This is a genomic window from Enterobacter cloacae complex sp. IR5441, from assembly GCF_049238215.1.
Lineage (GTDB): Bacteria > Pseudomonadota > Gammaproteobacteria > Enterobacterales > Enterobacteriaceae > Enterobacter > Enterobacter hormaechei_C.
In genome coordinates, this window is record NZ_JBMKIA010000038.1 from 12,132 (window position 1) to 29,410 (window position 17,279).

Genomic DNA, 17,279 nt, shown 5'->3' on the forward strand with positions numbered 1-17,279 from the left:
GATGTTACGTATTGCCGACAAAGTCTTTGATTCACATCTGTTTACCGGAACCGGAAAATTCGCCTCCCCGCAGCTGATGGTGGATGCCATTCGTGAAAGCGGCAGCCAGCTGGTGACGCTGGCGATGAAGCGCGTGGATCTGCGTCAGCACAACGATGCCATACTTGCGCCGTTACTGGAGGCAGGCGTGACGCTCTTACCGAATACCTCCGGTGCGAAAACGGCCGAGGAAGCAATTTTCGCTGCGCAACTGGCGCGAGAAGCGCTCGACACCCGCTGGCTGAAGCTGGAAATTCATCCGGACGCCCGCTGGCTGTTGCCCGATCCGATCGAAACCCTGAAAGCGGCAGAGAAACTGGTGCAGCAGGGATTCACCGTTCTGCCCTACTGTGGTGCCGACCCCGTGCTCTGTAAGCGTCTGGAAGAGGTCGGCTGCGCGGCCGTAATGCCGCTGGGCGCCCCCATTGGCTCCAACCAGGGGCTGGAGACCCGCGCGATGCTGGAAATCATTATTGAGCAGGCGACCGTGCCGGTGGTGGTGGATGCGGGCATCGGCGTACCCAGTCACGCCGCGCAGGCGCTGGAGATGGGGGCCGATGCGGTGCTGGTCAATACCGCGATTGCGGTGGCCGACGACCCGGTGATGATGGCGCGTGCGTTCCGCCTTGCCGTGGAGTCCGGTCTGCTGGCTCGGCAGTCCGGCCCCGGCTCGCGCAGTGTTAAGGCGCAGGCCACCAGCCCGCTGACCGATTTTCTGGAGGCACTCTGATGGCTACCTTTACCGATCGCTGGCGTCAGCTTAACTGGGACGATATTGCCTTACGCATCAACAGTAAAACCTCTGCGGACGTAGAGCGGGCATTAACAGCCAAACATTTGACGCGCGAGGATTTGATGGCCCTGCTTTCTCCGGCAGCCAGCGCGTACCTTGAACCGATGGCCCAGCGCGCGCAACGCCTCACCCGCCAGCGTTTTGGCAACACGGTGAGCTTTTACGTGCCGCTCTATCTTTCTAATCTGTGCGCCAATGACTGCACCTACTGTGGTTTCTCCATGAGCAACCGTATTAAGCGTAAAACGCTGGATGAGCATGAGATCGCCCGCGAGTGTGCGGCTATTCGTGAGATGGGTTTTGAACATCTCCTGCTGGTGACGGGTGAACATCAGGGCAAAGTGGGGATGGACTATTTTCGCCAGCATCTTCCGGCCATCCGCCGCGAATTTGCCTCGTTGCAAATGGAAGTGCAGCCTCTGTCGCAGGAGGAATATGCGGAGCTGAAAACCCTCGGGCTGGACGGCGTAATGGTTTATCAGGAAACCTACCATGAGGCGACCTATGCCCGGCATCACCTGAAAGGGAAGAAGCAGGATTTCATCTTCCGGCTGGAAACGCCGGACAGGCTGGGGCGCGCCGGTATCGATAAAATTGGGCTGGGCGCGCTTATTGGTCTGTCCGACAGCTGGCGGGTGGACTGCTATATGGTGGCGGAGCATCTGCTGTGGCTACAGCAGCAGTACTGGCAAAGCCGCTATTCCATCTCTTTCCCGCGGCTGCGTCCCTGTACGGGAGGCGTTGAACCCGCCTCGCTGATGGATGAGCGCCAGCTGGTGCAAACCCTGTGTGCATTTCGCCTGTTCGCGCCGGAAGTGGAATTGTCGCTCTCCACGCGTGAATCCCCCGCGTTTCGCGACCGCGCGATCCCGCTGGCGATCAATAACGTCAGCGCCTTTTCCAAAACGCAGCCGGGCGGTTACGCGGACGATCACCCGGAACTGGAACAGTTTGCACCGCACGACGGCCGACGGCCCGAAGCGGTGGCGGAAGCCCTGACTGCACAGGGGCTACAGCCGGTGTGGAAAGACTGGGATAGCTGGCTGGGAAGAGCCTCGCATTAGCGCTGAAACTGTCTGCAAAAATGCGAAAAGGTTACGAGGCGGCTCGTAAGATCATAACCGGGCGATTGAGGCGATCTGCCCGGTTTTCTTATGCTTAACCACGTCAGCAACGGACGCTGACCAGGGTGAAAATGCTTCTTCCTCGTTTCGCCCTGCCCTCCGCCTCTTAAACAAAATTCAATTGATACAATAAATACGTCGTTTCTTATCTACGCTTAAGATAAATCATCTCGTCGGTAATCGCCTTCTGTATAATTTACTACCAGCAACCGGACAGCGACTATGCTGAGGGTATCGACAGACGCAACGCGTCTACCATCTGGATTGATGTACAACTCATGGCACTCCACAGTAAAAAGCTCTCTTTTACCCGGCCAATTATGGTCAGCTTCGCGGGGATCCTGTTCAGTTTCGCGCTGATCGCCGTCCTGGTCATCCTTTCACAGAGAAAGGATTTTCTTGAGGATTATCATAAGATTAATGGTAACTTCACCCATAATCTGGCGGTGAACTATACCGAATCCATCCTGCGAGAAAATGACTATATTCTTGGTCGCGCTGCGATGTACTTCGCCCGTAACGACAGAGTAAATCAGACAATAAATATCGATCCGACACACGGTTTGCAGATGTTGATGCATTTGCAGAACCTGATGCCGACGGTGTCGTCTATCTCTCTGGCGGACACAGAAGGGCGCCATCTGCGCGCGCCGGAAGTGCTGCCAACGGAGAAAAGTAAGTCGTTCGACGCCAGAACCCGCCCATGGTTTGTCGGGCAAGCGGAAGCCAGCAACTTTCCTCACTACACCCGCCCCTATCTGGACTATTTCACCCAACATCCTACTGTCACCCTCTATAAGCCGGTCATTTCACCGGAAGGCCGTCTGAAGGGCACGCTCGCTTTCCATCTTGATTTAACGTCCATGGGGTATACCCTGCGCCAGATGGTGGCGCCGGTTCAGGGTGAGTTTTTTGTCGTGGAGCGTGACGGCGCCGTTGTGCTGCATCCGGACACGGGGGCGCTCTTTAAGCAGTATGTAAGCGAAGCGCTGATGGACAAAATGACCAGCGGCGAAGGCCATCTTTTCGACCCCAAAAGTAAAACCTGGTATTACTACTACTCTTTCACCAATCCGGACTGGTTTGTGATTTATCGGGTCTCCGATGCCACGCTTACCGTCATCACCCGGCATGAAACCACCGTCGTCGGCTGGGGATTTGCGCTGGCGGCAATCATCATCATTCTGTTCGGGCTTTACCTTCGTCATGCCTCGCGTTCTGTGCTGATGAACATTATCAACGCCATCAAAACCGGCGACGTCAACCAGGCGCCACGCCTTGAGGCGATGCTCAGCCATACCATTCGAACCAATAAAGAACGCGAGCTGGCCTATGTCCGTCAGGCCACCCATGATGCGCTGACAGGCTGCAAAAATCGCCGTGCGTTCGATAACGATGTGGATGAGCTGCTGACTGCTCATCAACCCTTCGTTCTGGCGCTGATCGACATCGATAACTTCAAATCCATTAACGACACCTGGGGCCACCTGAGCGGGGATATTGTGCTGCGCAACGTGGCGCGGGAAGGTATTCAGATCATGCAGCCGCACCACGTTTACGTTTACCGCTACGGTGGAGAAGAGTTCGGCGTGATATTCCCGGCCGAGCTGATGAACTCCGCGCACGCGCTACTGGAAGCCTGGCGCACCGCCGTTGAGAAGCGGACCTGGCGGGAAGAGAACCTGCGAGTGACCTTCAGCGCCGGGATGGGGGAGTGGCACTTCGAACCGCTGGAACAATTTATCGGTAGCGTAGATGAAGCGCTGTATACCGCTAAACAACAGGGTAAAAACCGCATCGTAAGCACGGCCAGCCGATAATACCCTTCCTCAAATTCTGCCCGATCTGACGGGCAGAATGCTCTCCGCTGTAAAATTGTAACCGGTTTCAGAAAAATGCCGATTTCTTTGTGATGCCTGACACACAATCGCGGTAAAGCGGTTGTTGAAGCGGTCTGCACGGGATAATTATCAATAAACACATGTAGATCGAGGCTGACTATGAAGAACATCGTTTTATGCTGTGCAGCGGGAATGTCAACCAGCATGCTGGTTCAACGTATGAAAGATGCCGCGCAGAAAAAAGGAGTCGAAGTAACCATTAAAGCCGTTCCGGTCGCGGAGTTTAAAGATAACATCGCGACGGCTGATATCGTATTACTGGGGCCACAGGTTAAATACGAACAGGCAAAACTCCAGGCGCAGGCCGATCCGCTCGGAAAAAAGGTTGCGGTCATCGACATGATGGATTACGGCATGATGAAAGGTGATGCCGTACTGGAAAAAGCGCTCAAACTTCTGGAGTCATAATGGAAGACTTAGAAACCACGATTATGGAACTGCTGGTCAACGCAGGCGCAGCGCGCAGCGCGGCCCTGACGGCGTTACAGATGGCGCGAAAAGGCGACTTTGATGAAGCCGAGAAAGCGATGGAAGAATCGCGTGAATATGTGAAACATGCGCATACGATCCAGACGCAGCTTATCGGTCTTGATGAAGGGACCGGGAAACTTCCGGTTAACCTGATCACCGTTCACTCTCAGGATCACCTGATGAACGCGATGGTTATTCAGGATCTGGCGGGCGATATGATTGAGCTTTATCGACGTATCCCGTTAGTGAACTGAAGACATACAGATGTAAAAAAACCCGCCGAGGCGGGTTTTTTATTGTCGGGTGGCGCTACGCTTACCCGACCTGTGATTCATATGCCCGGTAATTTTACCTACCGGGCATCAACGATTACTCGTTGTCGGAACCGCCCAGACCTGCGTTCAGCAGTTCTGCAAGGCTCGCGGATGCATCTTCGGCAGTCACCTGCGGTGCAGCTGGCAGTTCGCCCGCTGCGCGACGACGCATACGATCCTGGTGGTACGCATAACCGGTACCGGCCGGGATCAGACGACCCACGATAACGTTCTCTTTCAGACCGCGCAGTTCATCACGTTTACCTGCAACAGCCGCTTCGGTCAGGACACGAGTGGTTTCCTGGAACGATGCAGCAGAGATGAAGGACTCGGTTGCCAGAGACGCTTTGGTGATACCCAGCAGATCGCGTGCGAAGGTCGCACCGATTTTGCCGTTCGCTTCCAGATCCCGGTTAGCGATCTTAACGCGTGAGTATTCAACCTGCTCGCCTTCCAGGAAGTCGGAGCTGCCCGCGTTTTCGATGGTTGCTTTACGCAGCATCTGACGAACGATAACTTCAATGTGTTTATCGTTAATCTTAACGCCTTGCAGACGGTATACGTCCTGTACTTCGTTAACAATGTAACGGGTAACAGCATGCACACCACGCAGACGCAGGATGTCGTGCGGCGCTTCTGGACCATCGGAAACCACGTCACCACGTTCTACGCGTTCACCTTCGAACACGTTGAGCTGACGCCACTTAGGAATCATCTCTTCGTACGGCTCGCTGCCATCTACTGGCGTAATAACCAGGCGGCGCTTACCTTTGGTCTCTTTACCGAAGGAGATGATACCGCTGATTTCAGCCAGGATCGCAGGCTCTTTCGGACGACGTGCTTCGAACAGGTCCGCAACGCGTGGCAGACCACCGGTGATGTCCTTGGTACCGCCGGATTCCTGAGGAATACGCGCCAGGGTGTCACCAGAGCTGATCTGTACGCCATCTTCCAGCTGTACAATCGCTTTACCCGGCAGGAAGTACTGCGCAGGCATATCGGTACCAGGGATCAGAACGTCGTTACCCTGAGCATCAACGATTTTCAGTGCAGGACGCAGATCTTTACCGCCGGTAGTACGTTCAGCAGAATCCAGAACCACCAGAGAAGACAGACCGGTCAGCTCGTCGGTCTGACGAGTAATGGTCTGGCCGTCGATCATGTCAGTGAAGCGGATGAAACCACTTACTTCGGTGATAACCGGCATGGTGTGTGGATCCCAGTTTGCAACGGTTTCACCGCCAGCAACCTGCTCGCCATCACCTTTCGCCATAACCGCACCGTAAGGCACTTTATAGCTCTCTTTGGTACGACCGAATTCGTCGATCAGCTTCAGCTCGGTGTTACGGGAAGTGATAACCAGTTTACCGCTGGAGTTCACAACCGACTTCGCGTTGCTGAGCTTGATGCTACCTTTGTTTTTCACCTGGATGCTGGATTCAGCAGCCGCACGAGATGCCGCACCACCGATGTGGAACGTACGCATCGTCAGCTGTGTACCCGGCTCACCGATGGACTGTGCCGCGATAACGCCGATAGCCTCACCTTTGTTGATGATGTGGCCACGCGCCAGGTCACGACCGTAGCAGTGCGCACACACACCAAAGTCGGTGTCACAGGATACAACGGAACGCACTTTCACGGAGTCAACAGAGTTCGCTTCCAGCAGGTCACACCACTGTTCGTGCAGCAGGGTGTTGCGTGGAACCAGAATGTCTGCGGTGCCCGGCTTCAGAATGTCTTCCGCGGTCACACGACCCAGTACGCGATCGCGCAGCGGCTCTTTAACATCACCACCCTCGATAACCGGGGTCATGGTGATACCTTCGAGGGTGCCACAATCGTCTTCGGTGACGACCAGATCCTGCGCAACGTCAACCAGACGACGCGTCAGATAACCGGAGTTCGCCGTTTTCAGTGCGGTATCCGCCAGACCTTTACGCGCACCGTGCGTGGAGATGAAGTACTGGAGTACGTTCAGACCTTCACGGAAGTTCGCGGTGATTGGCGTTTCGATGATGGAGCCATCTGGCTTCGCCATCAGACCACGCATACCTGCCAGCTGACGAATCTGTGCCGCAGAACCACGCGCACCGGAGTCGGCCATCATGTAGATGCTGTTGAAGGAGACCTGCTGCTCTTCTACGCCGTCACGGTTAATCACGGTTTCGGTTTGCAGGTTATCCATCATCGCTTTAGATACACGATCGTTCGCCGCAGCCCAGATATCGATAACTTTGTTGTAACGTTCGCCTGCGGTTACCAGACCAGACTGGAACTGCTCCTGGATCTCAGCAACTTCAGCTTCCGCTTCAGAGATGATCTCGTGTTTCTTCTCTGGGATGACCATGTCATCGATACCAACAGATGCACCTGAACGCGCTGCATAAGCAAAGCCGGTGTACATTGTCTGGTCAGCGAAGATAACGGTCGGCTTCAGACCCAGAATGCGGTAACAGGTGTTCAGCATTTTGGAGATCGCTTTCTTGCCCAGCGCCTGGTTGACGATGGAGAAAGGCAGACCTTTCGGTACGATCATCCACAGAATGGCACGGCCAACGGTCGTGTCTTTCAGGCTGGTGTGCGCAACGAACTCGCCGTTTTCATCTTTTTCGTATTCGGTGATACGCACTTTAACGCGCGCATGCAGAGAGGCCAGGCCAGCGCGATAAATACGCTCAGCTTCTTTCGGGCCAGTCAGCACCATGCCTTCGCCTTTGGCGTTAACACAGTCACGGGTCATGTAGTACAGACCCAGTACAACGTCCTGAGAAGGAACGATGATAGGTTCACCGTTCGCTGGAGACAGGATGTTGTTGGTAGACATCATCAGCGCACGCGCTTCGAGCTGGGCTTCCAGCGTCAGCGGTACGTGAACAGCCATCTGGTCACCATCGAAGTCGGCGTTATAGGCCGCACAAACCAGCGGGTGCAGCTGGATCGCTTTACCTTCGATCAGTACCGGCTCAAATGCCTGGATACCCAGACGGTGCAGGGTTGGTGCACGGTTCAGCAGTACCGGGTGTTCGCGGATCACTTCGTCCAGGATATCCCAAACGACAGCTTCTTCACGCTCAACCATTTTCTTCGCGGCTTTGATGGTGGTGGCGAGGCCACGCAGCTCCAGCTTGCCGTAGATGAACGGTTTGAACAGCTCCAGTGCCATTTTCTTCGGCAGACCGCACTGATGCAGACGCAGGTATGGACCTACGGTGATTACAGAACGACCGGAGTAGTCAACACGCTTACCGAGCAGGTTCTGACGGAAACGACCCTGCTTACCTTTGATCATGTCGGCCAAAGATTTCAGAGGACGTTTGTTAGAACCGGTGATCGCACGACCACGACGACCGTTATCCAACAGGGCATCGACTGCTTCCTGAAGCATACGTTTTTCGTTGCGTACGATGATGTCCGGCGCAGCCAGATCCAGCAGACGTTTCAGACGGTTGTTACGGTTGATCACGCGACGGTACAGATCGTTCAGATCCGACGTTGCGAAACGACCACCATCCAGCGGAACCAGCGGACGCAGATCTGGCGGCAGAACCGGCAGAACGGTCAGGATCATCCACTCTGGTTTGTTACCAGACTGAACGAACGCTTCCAGCAGTTTGATACGCTTGGTCAGCTTTTTACGCTTGGTTTCGGAGTTGGTTTCGTTCAGCTCTTCGCGCAGAGTTTCACACTCTTGCTCCAGATCCATGCTCTTCAGCAGGGCCTGGATAGCTTCCGCACCCATCTTCGCGTCGAATTCGTCACCGAACTCTTCCAGCGCGTCCAGATACTGTTCTTCGGTCAGGATCTGGTTACGTTCCAGATTGGTCATCCCGCCTTCGATAACCACATAAGATTCGAAGTACAGAACACGTTCGATATCGCGCAGCGGCATATCCAGCAGCAGACCGATACGGGACGGCAGAGATTTCAGGAACCAGATGTGAGCGGTCGGAGACGCCAGCTCGATGTGGCCCATACGCTCACGGCGTACTTTGGTCTGGGTCACTTCAACGCCGCACTTCTCACAGATCACACCACGGTGTTTCAGGCGCTTGTACTTACCGCACAGGCACTCGTAATCTTTTACTGGCCCGAAAATACGCGCACAGAAAAGGCCGTCACGCTCAGGTTTGAACGTACGGTAGTTAATGGTTTCCGGCTTTTTAACTTCACCGAAAGACCATGAACGGATCATGTCTGGCGAAGCCAGAGCAATTTTGATCGCATCAAACTCTTCGGTTTTAGTTTGCGCTTTCAGAAACTTTAATAAGTCTTTCACGGATTTGCTCCCGTCGGAGTTAGCACACTCTGCTGTCGGGCGTTAACCCGACAGCAGTGACCTGTTTGAGCGAGAATTACTCGTCTTCCAGTTCGATGTTGATACCCAGCGAACGAATCTCTTTCAACAGTACGTTGAAGGATTCTGGCATGCCCGGTTCCATCTGATGGTTGCCGTCTACGATGTTCTTATACATCTTAGTACGACCGTTCACGTCATCAGACTTAACGGTGAGCATTTCCTGCAAGGTGTATGCTGCGCCGTATGCTTCCAGCGCCCACACTTCCATCTCCCCGAAGCGCTGACCACCGAACTGAGCCTTACCACCCAGCGGCTGCTGAGTAACCAGGCTGTAAGAACCGGTAGAACGAGCGTGCATCTTGTCGTCGACCAGGTGGTTCAGTTTCAGCATGTACATGTAACCTACGGTTACCGGACGCTCGAACTGTTCACCGGTACGGCCGTCAAACAGCGTAATCTGACCAGACGTTGGCAGACCACCCAGTTGCAGCAGCTCTTTAATTTCAGCTTCTTTTGCACCGTCGAATACCGGCGTTGCAATTGGCATACCTTTGCGCAGGTTCTCTGCCAGACGCAGCACTTCTTCATCGCTGAAGGTGTTCAGGTCGACTTTCTGACGAACGTCGGTACCCAGATCGTAGGCACGCTGGATGAACTCGCGCAGTTTCGCGACTTCCTGCTGCTGTTTCAGCATGGCGTTGATCTTATCGCCGATACCTTTCGCAGCCATACCCAGGTGGGTTTCCAGAATCTGACCGATGTTCATACGAGACGGTACGCCCAGTGGGTTCAGTACGATATCTACCGGCGTACCGTTAGCATCGTGCGGCATATCTTCGATCGGGTTGATCTTAGAGATAACACCCTTGTTACCGTGACGACCTGCCATCTTATCACCAGGCTGGATCTGACGTTTAACAGCCAGATACACCTTAACAATCTTCAGCACGCCTGGTGCCAGATCGTCGCCCTGAGTGATTTTGCGGCGTTTCGCTTCGAGTTTTTTCTCGAACTCGTGTTTCAGTTCGTCATACTGCTCAGCCAGCTGTTCCAGCTGATTCTGTTTCTCTTCGTCGGTCAGGCCCAGTTCCAGCCAGCGATCGCGTGGCAGTTTGTCGAGCTTCTCAGCTTCAACGCCACCGGCAACCAGCACCGCATAGATACGGCTGAACAGACCTGCTTCGAGGATTTGCAGTTCTTCAGACAGGTCTTTCTTAGCCTGTTTGAGCTGCATCTCTTCGATTTCCAGCGCACGCTTATCTTTCTCAACGCCGTCACGGGTGAAGACCTGAACGTCGATAACCGTACCGGAAACACCGTTTGGTACGCGCAGAGAAGAGTCTTTAACGTCAGACGCTTTCTCACCGAAGATAGCACGCAGCAGTTTCTCTTCTGGCGTCAGCTGGGTTTCGCCTTTCGGCGTGACCTTACCAACCAGAATGTCACCGCCGGTCACTTCCGCGCCGATGTAAACAATACCGGATTCATCCAGTTTAGAGAGCGCAGCTTCACCCACGTTCGGGATGTCAGCGGTGATCTCTTCTGGCCCCAGCTTGGTGTCACGGGACACACATGCCAGTTCCTGAATGTGGATGGTGGTGAAACGATCTTCCTGAACCACACGCTCGGAGACGAGGATGGAGTCTTCGAAGTTGTAACCGTTCCACGGCATGAACGCTACGCGCATGTTCTGACCGAGCGCCAGTTCACCGAGGTCGGTGGACGGACCGTCTGCCAGCACGTCGCCGCGCTCAACTGGCTCACCCAGAGACACACATGGCATCTGGTTGATACAGGTGTTCTGGTTAGAACGGGTGTATTTGGTCAGGTTGTAGATGTCGATACCCGCTTCGCCCGGATACATCTCGTCTTCGTTAACTTTGATAACGATACGGGATGCGTCAACGTACTGAACGGTACCGCCACGCTTAGCAACTGCTGTAACACCAGAGTCAACGGCAACAGCACGTTCCATACCGGTACCAACCAGCGGCTTATCAGCACGCAGAGTTGGAACGGCCTGACGTTGCATGTTCGCACCCATCAATGCACGGTTGGCGTCATCGTGTTCCAGGAACGGGATCAGGGACGCACCGACGGATACCACCTGCTGGGTGGATACGTCCATGTAGTCAACCTGGTCGCGGCTGAACAAGCTGGATTCGCCTTTGCTACGGCAGGTAACCAGATCTTCTACAAAGTGGCCTTCGTCATCCAGGTTGGAGTTCGCCTGAGCGATAACGTAGTTGCCTTCTTCGATAGCAGACAGGTAATGAATTTCGTCAGTAACAACACCGTCGGTCACTTTACGATACGGGGTCTCGAGGAAACCGTATTCGTTCGTCTGTGCGTACACGGACAGGGAGTTGATCAGACCGATGTTTGGACCTTCAGGCGTTTCGATTGGACATACGCGACCGTAGTGAGTCGGGTGTACGTCTCGAACTTCAAAGCCTGCGCGTTCACGGGTCAGACCGCCTGGGCCGAGTGCGGAGATACGACGTTTGTGCGTGATCTCAGACAGCGGGTTGTTCTGGTCCATGAACTGAGACAGCTGGCTGGAACCGAAGAACTCTTTCACTGCCGCAGAAATCGGCTTCGCGTTAATCATATCCTGAGGCATCAGGGTATCCAGATCGCCCAGAGACAGACGCTCTTTCACCGCACGCTCTACACGTACCAGGCCAACGCGGAACTGGTTTTCCGCCATTTCGCCTACGGAACGGATACGACGGTTGCCGAGGTGGTCGATATCGTCCACTTCGCCTTTACCGTTACGGATATCGATGAGCTTCTTCATCACTTCAATGATGTCGTCTTTGCTCAGGATACCGGAACCTTCGATCTCGTCGCGCAGCAGAGAACGGTTGAACTTCATACGACCAACCGCGGACAGATCGTAGCGGTCTTCGGAGAAGAACAGGTTCTCGAACAGGCTTTCAGCCGCTTCGCGAGTTGGTGGCTCACCAGGACGCATCATGCGGTAGATTTCGACCAGCGCGCTCAGACGATCGTTGGTTGGGTCGACGCGTACAGTCTCAGAGATGTACGGACCGTGGTCCAGATCGTTGGTGAACAGCGTTTCGATACGTTTGTGGCCAGACTGGCTCAGCTTAGCCAGCAGATCCAGGCTCAGCTCCATGTTCGCCGGGCAGATCAGCTCGCCAGTTGATTCATCAACGTAATCTTTCGCGGCTACTTTTCCTGCAATGTATTCAACCGGAACTTCGATGTGTTTGATATCATCTTTTTCCAGCTGGCGGATGTGGCGCGCGGTGATACGGCGACCTTTTTCCACATACACTTTGCCGTCGGCTTCGATGTCGAACGACGCGGTCTCACCACGCAGACGTTCCGGCACCAACTCCATCTGCAACTTGTTGTCGCGGATTTCAAAGATCACTTTCTCAAAGAACAGGTCCAGGATCTGCTCAGTGGTATAGTTCAGTGCACGCAGAATGATGGTTGCAGGCAGCTTACGACGACGGTCGATACGGACAAACAGGTTGTCTTTTGGATCGAATTCGAAGTCCAGCCATGAACCACGGTAAGGAATGATGCGTGCGTTATACAGTACTTTACCGGAAGAGTGCGTTTTACCTTTATCGCTGTCGAAGAAGACGCCCGGGCTACGGTGCAGCTGGGAAACGATAACACGCTCAGTACCGTTGATAACGAAAGTACCGTTGTCCGTCATGAGTGGAATTTCACCCATGTAGACTTCTTGTTCTTTAATGTCTTTTACGGTGCCTTCCGGCGCTTCGCGCTCGTAGATCACCAGACGCAGTTTTACGCGCAGCGGTGCGGAATAGGTCACGCCACGGATCTGACATTCCTGAACGTCAAACACCGGTTCGCCAAGGCGGTAGCTGACGTACTGCAGCTCGGAATTACCGCTGTAGCTCTGAATCGGGAACACGGAACGGAAGGCTGCTTCCAGGCCGTACTGCCCTTCAGGATCTTGCTCGATAAACTTCTGGAACGAGTCAAGCTGGATAGAAAGGAGATATGGAATGTCCAGAACTTGTGGACGTTTACCAAAATCCTTACGAATACGTTTTTTCTCGGTATAGGAGTAAACCATAGGGTTCCTCAGCTCGCTGACAAGTCGACCCATCTGTCCGACGAAGGGACAGTTTGTGCAACACCATTTTGTGGACCGGAAAATTGAATACTTTCCGCAATACCTGTTGCTATCACGCTTAAACCATTTCATTGCGATTTACACAGAGCGAGCACCCTGTCGCAGTATATTAAGTCGTCGATAGAAACAAGCATTGTCAGGACAACCAGCAGTCAAACAGTGTGAAATGCTGCTGATGCCTTACAGCGCAAAAAGGCTGGTGACTAAAAAGTCACCAGCCATCAGCCTAATTACTTAGGCTGCAACCAGAAAAGTTGGCTTATTTAACTTCAACTTCAGCGCCAGCTTCTTCCAGAGATTTTTTCAGTGCTTCTGCGTCGTCTTTGCTCACGCCTTCTTTCAGCGCAGCTGGAGCAGATTCTACCAGGTCTTTAGCTTCTTTCAGACCCAGGCCAGTTGCGCCACGTACTGCTTTGATTACAGCAACTTTGTTCGCGCCAGCAGCTTTCAGAATTACGTCGAATTCAGTTTTTTCTTCAGCAGCTTCAGCCGGGCCCGCAGCTACAGCTACAGCAGCAGCAGCAGAAACACCGAATTTTTCTTCCATTGCAGAAACCAGCTCTACAACGTCCATTACGGACATAGCTGCTACTGCTTCAATGATTTGATCTTTAGTGATAGACATTTAAATTGTTCCTGAAAATCAGAATAAGTTTATACGTAAGCAAATGCTTTATAAAGATAACTGCGATTAAGCAGCTTCTTTCGCATCGCGTACAGCAGCCAGAGTGCGAACCAGTTTGCCAGCCGCAGCTTCTTTCATGGTTGCCATCAGGCGTGCAATTGCTTCTTCGTAGGTCGGCAGGGTTGCCAGGCGATCGATTTGCGATGCCGGGATCAACTCACCTTCAAAGGCTGCAGCTTTGACCTCAAATTTTGCATTCGCTTTCGCGAACTCTTTGAACAGACGAGCAGCAGCGCCCGGGTGTTCCATAGAGTATGCAATCAGGGTCGGACCAACAAACGTGTCTTTCAGGCACTCGAACTGAGTACCTTCAACTACGCGACGCAGCAGGGTGTTACGAACAACACGCATGTATACGCCAGCTTCACGACCTGCTTTACGCAGTTCAGTCATTTTGTCTACAGTAACGCCACGGGAATCCGCAACTACTGCAGACAGCGCGCCTTTGGCTACTTCGCTGACTTCAGCAACAATCGCTTGTTTGTCTTGAAGATTTAAAGCCATTAGCTTTGCTCCTGGATGTTTGCCGGAACTCATGTTCCGGAACTCACTTCACTCGACCCAACGGGAAGAGCGTCTTAATACGGTGAGCAGAAACAAGCCAGAGTATTTAAAATAATCTTAGCGTTCTGTCACCGTCTACGCAGGGGATTAAGTTTCTTGCGAAACACCTGCGGTCTTCGACGGAGGCCTGGATAGGCCAGGCTCCAACGAACAATTCTTTTAGCCGCTAACTTTTGTTAGCAAACGTGGGGGTAAGATTGTAGACAAAATCACCGCCCACGTAAAGGCATTAGTTTGCAGCAGCGCTCAGGCCAGCCTGGTCAACTGCAACACCTGCACCCATGGTGGTGGAGATGCTAACTTTCTTGATGTACACGCCTTTCGCCTGAGTTGGTTTTGCTTTTTTCAGCGCAACCAGCAGAGCTTCCAGGTTTTCTTTCAGTTTGTCAGCGTCAAAGTCCACTTTACCGATGGTGGTGTGGATGATGCCGTTTTTGTCGTTACGGTAACGAACCTGACCTGCTTTAGCGTTCTTAACCGCTTCAGCAACGTTAGGCGTTACAGTACCCACTTTCGGGTTTGGCATCAGGCCGCGTGGACCCAGAACCTGGCCCAGCTGGCCAACAACGCGCATTGCATCTGGAGAAGCAATAACAACGTCAAAGTTCATTTCGCCTTTCTTGATCTGATCAGCCAGATCTTCCATACCTACCAGTTCAGCGCCGGCAGCTTTAGCAGCTTCAGCGTTTGCACCCTGAGCAAATACAGCTACGCGTACGGAACGGCCAGTACCGTGTGGCAGTACAGTTGCGCCACGAACGTTCTGATCGGATTTACGAGCGTCGATGCCCAGGTTAACGGCAACGTCAACGCTTTCAACGAACTTAGCAGTTGCCAGTTCTTTCAGCAGAGCGATAGCTTCGTTGATGTCGTACTGTTTGGTCGCATCAACTTTGTCACGGATCACGGACATGCGCTTGGTCAGTTTAGCCATTTCTTAGTCCTCCACTACCAGGCCCATGGAACGTGCAGTACCTTCGATGGAGCGAGTCATCGCTTCAATGTCGGAACCAGTCATGTCGGCAGCTTTGGTCTGCGCGATTTCCTGCAACTGAGCGCGGGAAATTTTACCCACTTTGTCTTTGTTCGGCTTACCGGAACCAGACTTGATGCCCGCTGCTTTCTTCAGCAGAACTGCTGCTGGAGGGGTTTTGGTAACGAAAGTGAAAGAACGGTCAGCGTAAACAGTGATTACAACTGGGATTGGCAGACCTTTTTCCATGGATTCAGTTTTGGCGTTGAACGCTTTACAGAATTCCATGATGTTCACACCCTGCTGACCCAGAGCTGGACCAACTGGTGGACTTGGGTTCGCCATACCTGCTGCAACCTGCAGCTTGACGTAGGCTTGTACTTTCTTAGCCATTCTAAAATCCTCTGATTGGGTAATAACGCCTCGGAGAGGCTCCCCGTGAATAAAATTCGTTTTACGGGCCGGGGCCCATAAAAACAAAAGGCGCGAAATTGTATTCCAATCTCGCGCCCTGTGCAACGATTAAATCGTCGCTTTTTTGATCGCTGCTTAGGCTTTTTCTACCTGAGCAAAGTCCAGCTCTACCGGGGTCGCACGACCAAAGATAGAAACGGAAACTTTCAGGCGGGACTTCTCGTAGTCCACTTCTTCGACGACGCCATTGAAGTCAGCAAACGGACCGTCGTTAACACGAACCATCTCACCCGGTTCAAACAGCGTTTTCGGACGCGGTTTATCACCAACCTGCTGGAGGCGGTTCATAATCGCATCAACTTCTTTGTCGCTGATTGGCGCCGGACGGTCAGATGTGCCGCCGATAAAGCCCATCACGCGTGGTACGCTGCGCACCAGGTGCCAGCTCGCGTCGTTCATCACCATCTGAACCAGCACGTAACCCGGGAAGAATTTACGCTCGCTTTTGCGACGTTGGCCGCCACGGATCTCAACCACTTCTTCGGTCGGAACCATAACTTCGCCAAATAACTCTTCCATATTGTGTAATTTGATATGCTCACGCAGCGACGTAGCTACGCGGCCTTCAAAACCGGAAAACGCCTGAACGACGTACCAGCGCTTTTTAGGGGCTTCAGACATCTCAGAACCTCAGGCCAGTGATAAAGGATACCAGGCGAACCAGAATACCATCCAGTCCCCACAGGATCAGTGACATTACAGCGGTTACCGCCGCTACAATCAGCGTGGTGTGCAATGTTTCCTGGCGAGTCGGCCAAATGACCTTGCGGACTTCGGTACGCGCTTCGCGGGCAAACGCAACGGTCGCTTTGCCTTTCGTCGTCAACAGCGCGACACCACCCGCCGCAGCAATCAGAATTACCACTGCAAGCGCGCGTAGCGGCAGCATCATGTCACGATAAAGATAGTTGCCGACAATCGCCACAATCAGCAGCACGGCTACAACTACCCATTTCATCGCTTCCAGGCCGCGCCCGCTCCCTTGAGCTTCGGTATTCGCACTCATAAACCAACCTGTCAGAAGTATTCTACAAACATTTTCACCCCGCGAGTGCGAGGCAAACCAATCGAAATGCTATTCGCTTTTCGTATTATACGCTCTCCGCAGAGCCTGTCTCAGCAATGATTATGACAAAATTAATCACTGATGAGCCAGGTTCTGATGTGAAAGCGTGCAAAAAGGGCATCAAATGATGCCCTTTTATTGCGCATTGCGTCAAATGTTATCAGCGATTAGCCGAGAACTTTAGCAACAACGCCCGCGCCAACGGTACGGCCGCCTTCACGGATTGCGAAACGCAGACCGTCGTCCATCGCGATTGGGTGGATCAGCGTCACAACCATCTTGATGTTGTCGCCTGGCATTACCATCTCTACACCTTCTGGCAGTTCGATGGTACCGGTCACGTCAGTTGTACGGAAGTAGAACTGTGGACGGTAGCCTTTGAAGAACGGAGTATGACGGCCGCCTTCGTCTTTGGACAGAATGTACACTTC

13 protein-coding genes and 1 pseudogene are annotated in these 17,279 nt (G+C 53.3%); 5 read left to right on the forward strand and 9 right to left on the reverse strand.

The features are described from left to right. The first annotated feature begins 1 nt into the window (after position 1). From thiG to ACOTX5_RS23190, 5 genes are all read left to right on the forward strand, one after another. Positions 2-769, forward strand: coding sequence for a thiazole synthase (gene thiG, locus ACOTX5_RS23170; RefSeq protein WP_045911887.1), 768 nt, complete (start codon positions 2-4; stop codon positions 767-769). Beyond that, positions 769-1,896, forward strand: coding sequence for a 2-iminoacetate synthase ThiH (gene thiH, locus ACOTX5_RS23175; RefSeq protein ID WP_015569973.1), 1,128 nt, complete (start codon positions 769-771; stop codon positions 1,894-1,896). The genes thiG and thiH overlap by 1 nt, the downstream gene beginning before the upstream one ends. A 338-nt stretch (positions 1,897-2,234) precedes the next feature. Further along, on the forward strand, positions 2,235-3,776 hold the full coding sequence (locus ACOTX5_RS23180; RefSeq protein WP_045911886.1) for a sensor domain-containing diguanylate cyclase: 1,542 nt from the start codon (positions 2,235-2,237) through the stop codon (positions 3,774-3,776). Positions 3,777-3,956: 180 nt separating this feature from the next. Next, entirely contained in the window at positions 3,957-4,265 is a 309-nt protein-coding gene (locus tag ACOTX5_RS23185; RefSeq protein ID WP_010425948.1) for a PTS sugar transporter subunit IIB, read from the forward strand. Continuing rightward, complete coding sequence (locus tag ACOTX5_RS23190; protein ID WP_003862327.1) at positions 4,265-4,582, forward strand: PTS lactose/cellobiose transporter subunit IIA; 318 nt, start codon at positions 4,265-4,267, stop codon at positions 4,580-4,582. Before ACOTX5_RS23185 ends, ACOTX5_RS23190 begins: the two co-directional genes overlap by 1 nt. Positions 4,583-4,697: 115 nt before the next feature. On the opposite strand, the gene rpoC is transcribed toward ACOTX5_RS23190, so the two are convergent. From rpoC to tuf, 9 genes and pseudogenes are all read right to left on the reverse strand, one after another. Continuing rightward, positions 4,698-8,921: a DNA-directed RNA polymerase subunit beta' gene (gene rpoC, locus ACOTX5_RS23195; protein ID WP_017384083.1), complete on the reverse strand. Its 4,224-nt coding sequence runs from the start codon at positions 8,919-8,921 to the stop codon at positions 4,698-4,700. Positions 8,922-8,997: 76 nt separating this feature from the next. Next, positions 8,998-13,026: a DNA-directed RNA polymerase subunit beta gene (gene rpoB, locus ACOTX5_RS23200; RefSeq protein ID WP_015569976.1), complete on the reverse strand. Its 4,029-nt coding sequence runs from the start codon at positions 13,024-13,026 to the stop codon at positions 8,998-9,000. A gap of 319 nt (positions 13,027-13,345) precedes the next feature. Beyond that, entirely contained in the window at positions 13,346-13,711 is a 366-nt protein-coding gene (gene rplL, locus ACOTX5_RS23205) for a 50S ribosomal protein L7/L12 (RefSeq protein WP_002445276.1), read from the reverse strand. Between the two features lie 66 nt (positions 13,712-13,777). Continuing rightward, on the reverse strand, positions 13,778-14,275 hold the full coding sequence (gene rplJ / locus ACOTX5_RS23210; RefSeq protein ID WP_003862338.1) for a 50S ribosomal protein L10: 498 nt from the start codon (positions 14,273-14,275) through the stop codon (positions 13,778-13,780). Positions 14,276-14,564: 289 nt separating this feature from the next. Next, entirely contained in the window at positions 14,565-15,269 is a 705-nt protein-coding gene (rplA, locus tag ACOTX5_RS23215; protein WP_006810530.1) for a 50S ribosomal protein L1, read from the reverse strand. Between the two features lie 3 nt (positions 15,270-15,272). Continuing rightward, the gene (rplK, locus tag ACOTX5_RS23220) at positions 15,273-15,701 is read right to left on the reverse strand and encodes a 50S ribosomal protein L11 (protein WP_003862340.1); all 429 of its coding nucleotides are present in this window, start codon (positions 15,699-15,701) and stop codon (positions 15,273-15,275) included. Positions 15,702-15,857: 156 nt separating this feature from the next. Then, positions 15,858-16,403, reverse strand: a complete 546-nt coding sequence (gene nusG / locus ACOTX5_RS23225; RefSeq protein ID WP_003862341.1) for a transcription termination/antitermination protein NusG — start codon at positions 16,401-16,403, stop codon at positions 15,858-15,860. Between the two features lies 1 nt (position 16,404). Continuing rightward, positions 16,405-16,788, reverse strand: a complete 384-nt coding sequence (gene secE, locus ACOTX5_RS23230; protein ID WP_003862342.1) for a preprotein translocase subunit SecE — start codon at positions 16,786-16,788, stop codon at positions 16,405-16,407. A gap of 227 nt (positions 16,789-17,015) precedes the next feature. After that, positions 17,016-17,279, reverse strand: a pseudogene (gene tuf / locus ACOTX5_RS23235) (elongation factor Tu); the annotation flags it as partial.

What these genes read in the sequence shown, in the direction of transcription:
- thiG (WP_045911887.1), top strand. Translation starts at nt 2, where the DNA reads ATGTTACGTATTGCCGACAAAGTCTTTGATTCACATCTGTTTACCGGA.
- thiH (WP_015569973.1), top strand. Translation starts at nt 769, where the DNA reads ATGGCTACCTTTACCGATCGCTGGCGTCAGCTTAACTGGGACGATATT.
- ACOTX5_RS23180 (WP_045911886.1), top strand. Translation starts at nt 2,235, where the DNA reads ATGGCACTCCACAGTAAAAAGCTCTCTTTTACCCGGCCAATTATGGTC.
- ACOTX5_RS23185 (WP_010425948.1), top strand. Translation starts at nt 3,957, where the DNA reads ATGAAGAACATCGTTTTATGCTGTGCAGCGGGAATGTCAACCAGCATG.
- ACOTX5_RS23190 (WP_003862327.1), top strand. Translation starts at nt 4,265, where the DNA reads ATGGAAGACTTAGAAACCACGATTATGGAACTGCTGGTCAACGCAGGC.
- rpoB (WP_015569976.1), bottom strand. Translation starts at nt 13,026, where the DNA reads ATGGTTTACTCCTATACCGAGAAAAAACGTATTCGTAAGGATTTTGGT.
- rplL (WP_002445276.1), bottom strand. Translation starts at nt 13,711, where the DNA reads ATGTCTATCACTAAAGATCAAATCATTGAAGCAGTAGCAGCTATGTCC.
- rplJ (WP_003862338.1), bottom strand. Translation starts at nt 14,275, where the DNA reads ATGGCTTTAAATCTTCAAGACAAACAAGCGATTGTTGCTGAAGTCAGC.
- rplA (WP_006810530.1), bottom strand. Translation starts at nt 15,269, where the DNA reads ATGGCTAAACTGACCAAGCGCATGTCCGTGATCCGTGACAAAGTTGAT.
- rplK (WP_003862340.1), bottom strand. Translation starts at nt 15,701, where the DNA reads ATGGCTAAGAAAGTACAAGCCTACGTCAAGCTGCAGGTTGCAGCAGGT.
- nusG (WP_003862341.1), bottom strand. Translation starts at nt 16,403, where the DNA reads ATGTCTGAAGCCCCTAAAAAGCGCTGGTACGTCGTTCAGGCGTTTTCC.
- secE (WP_003862342.1), bottom strand. Translation starts at nt 16,788, where the DNA reads ATGAGTGCGAATACCGAAGCTCAAGGGAGCGGGCGCGGCCTGGAAGCG.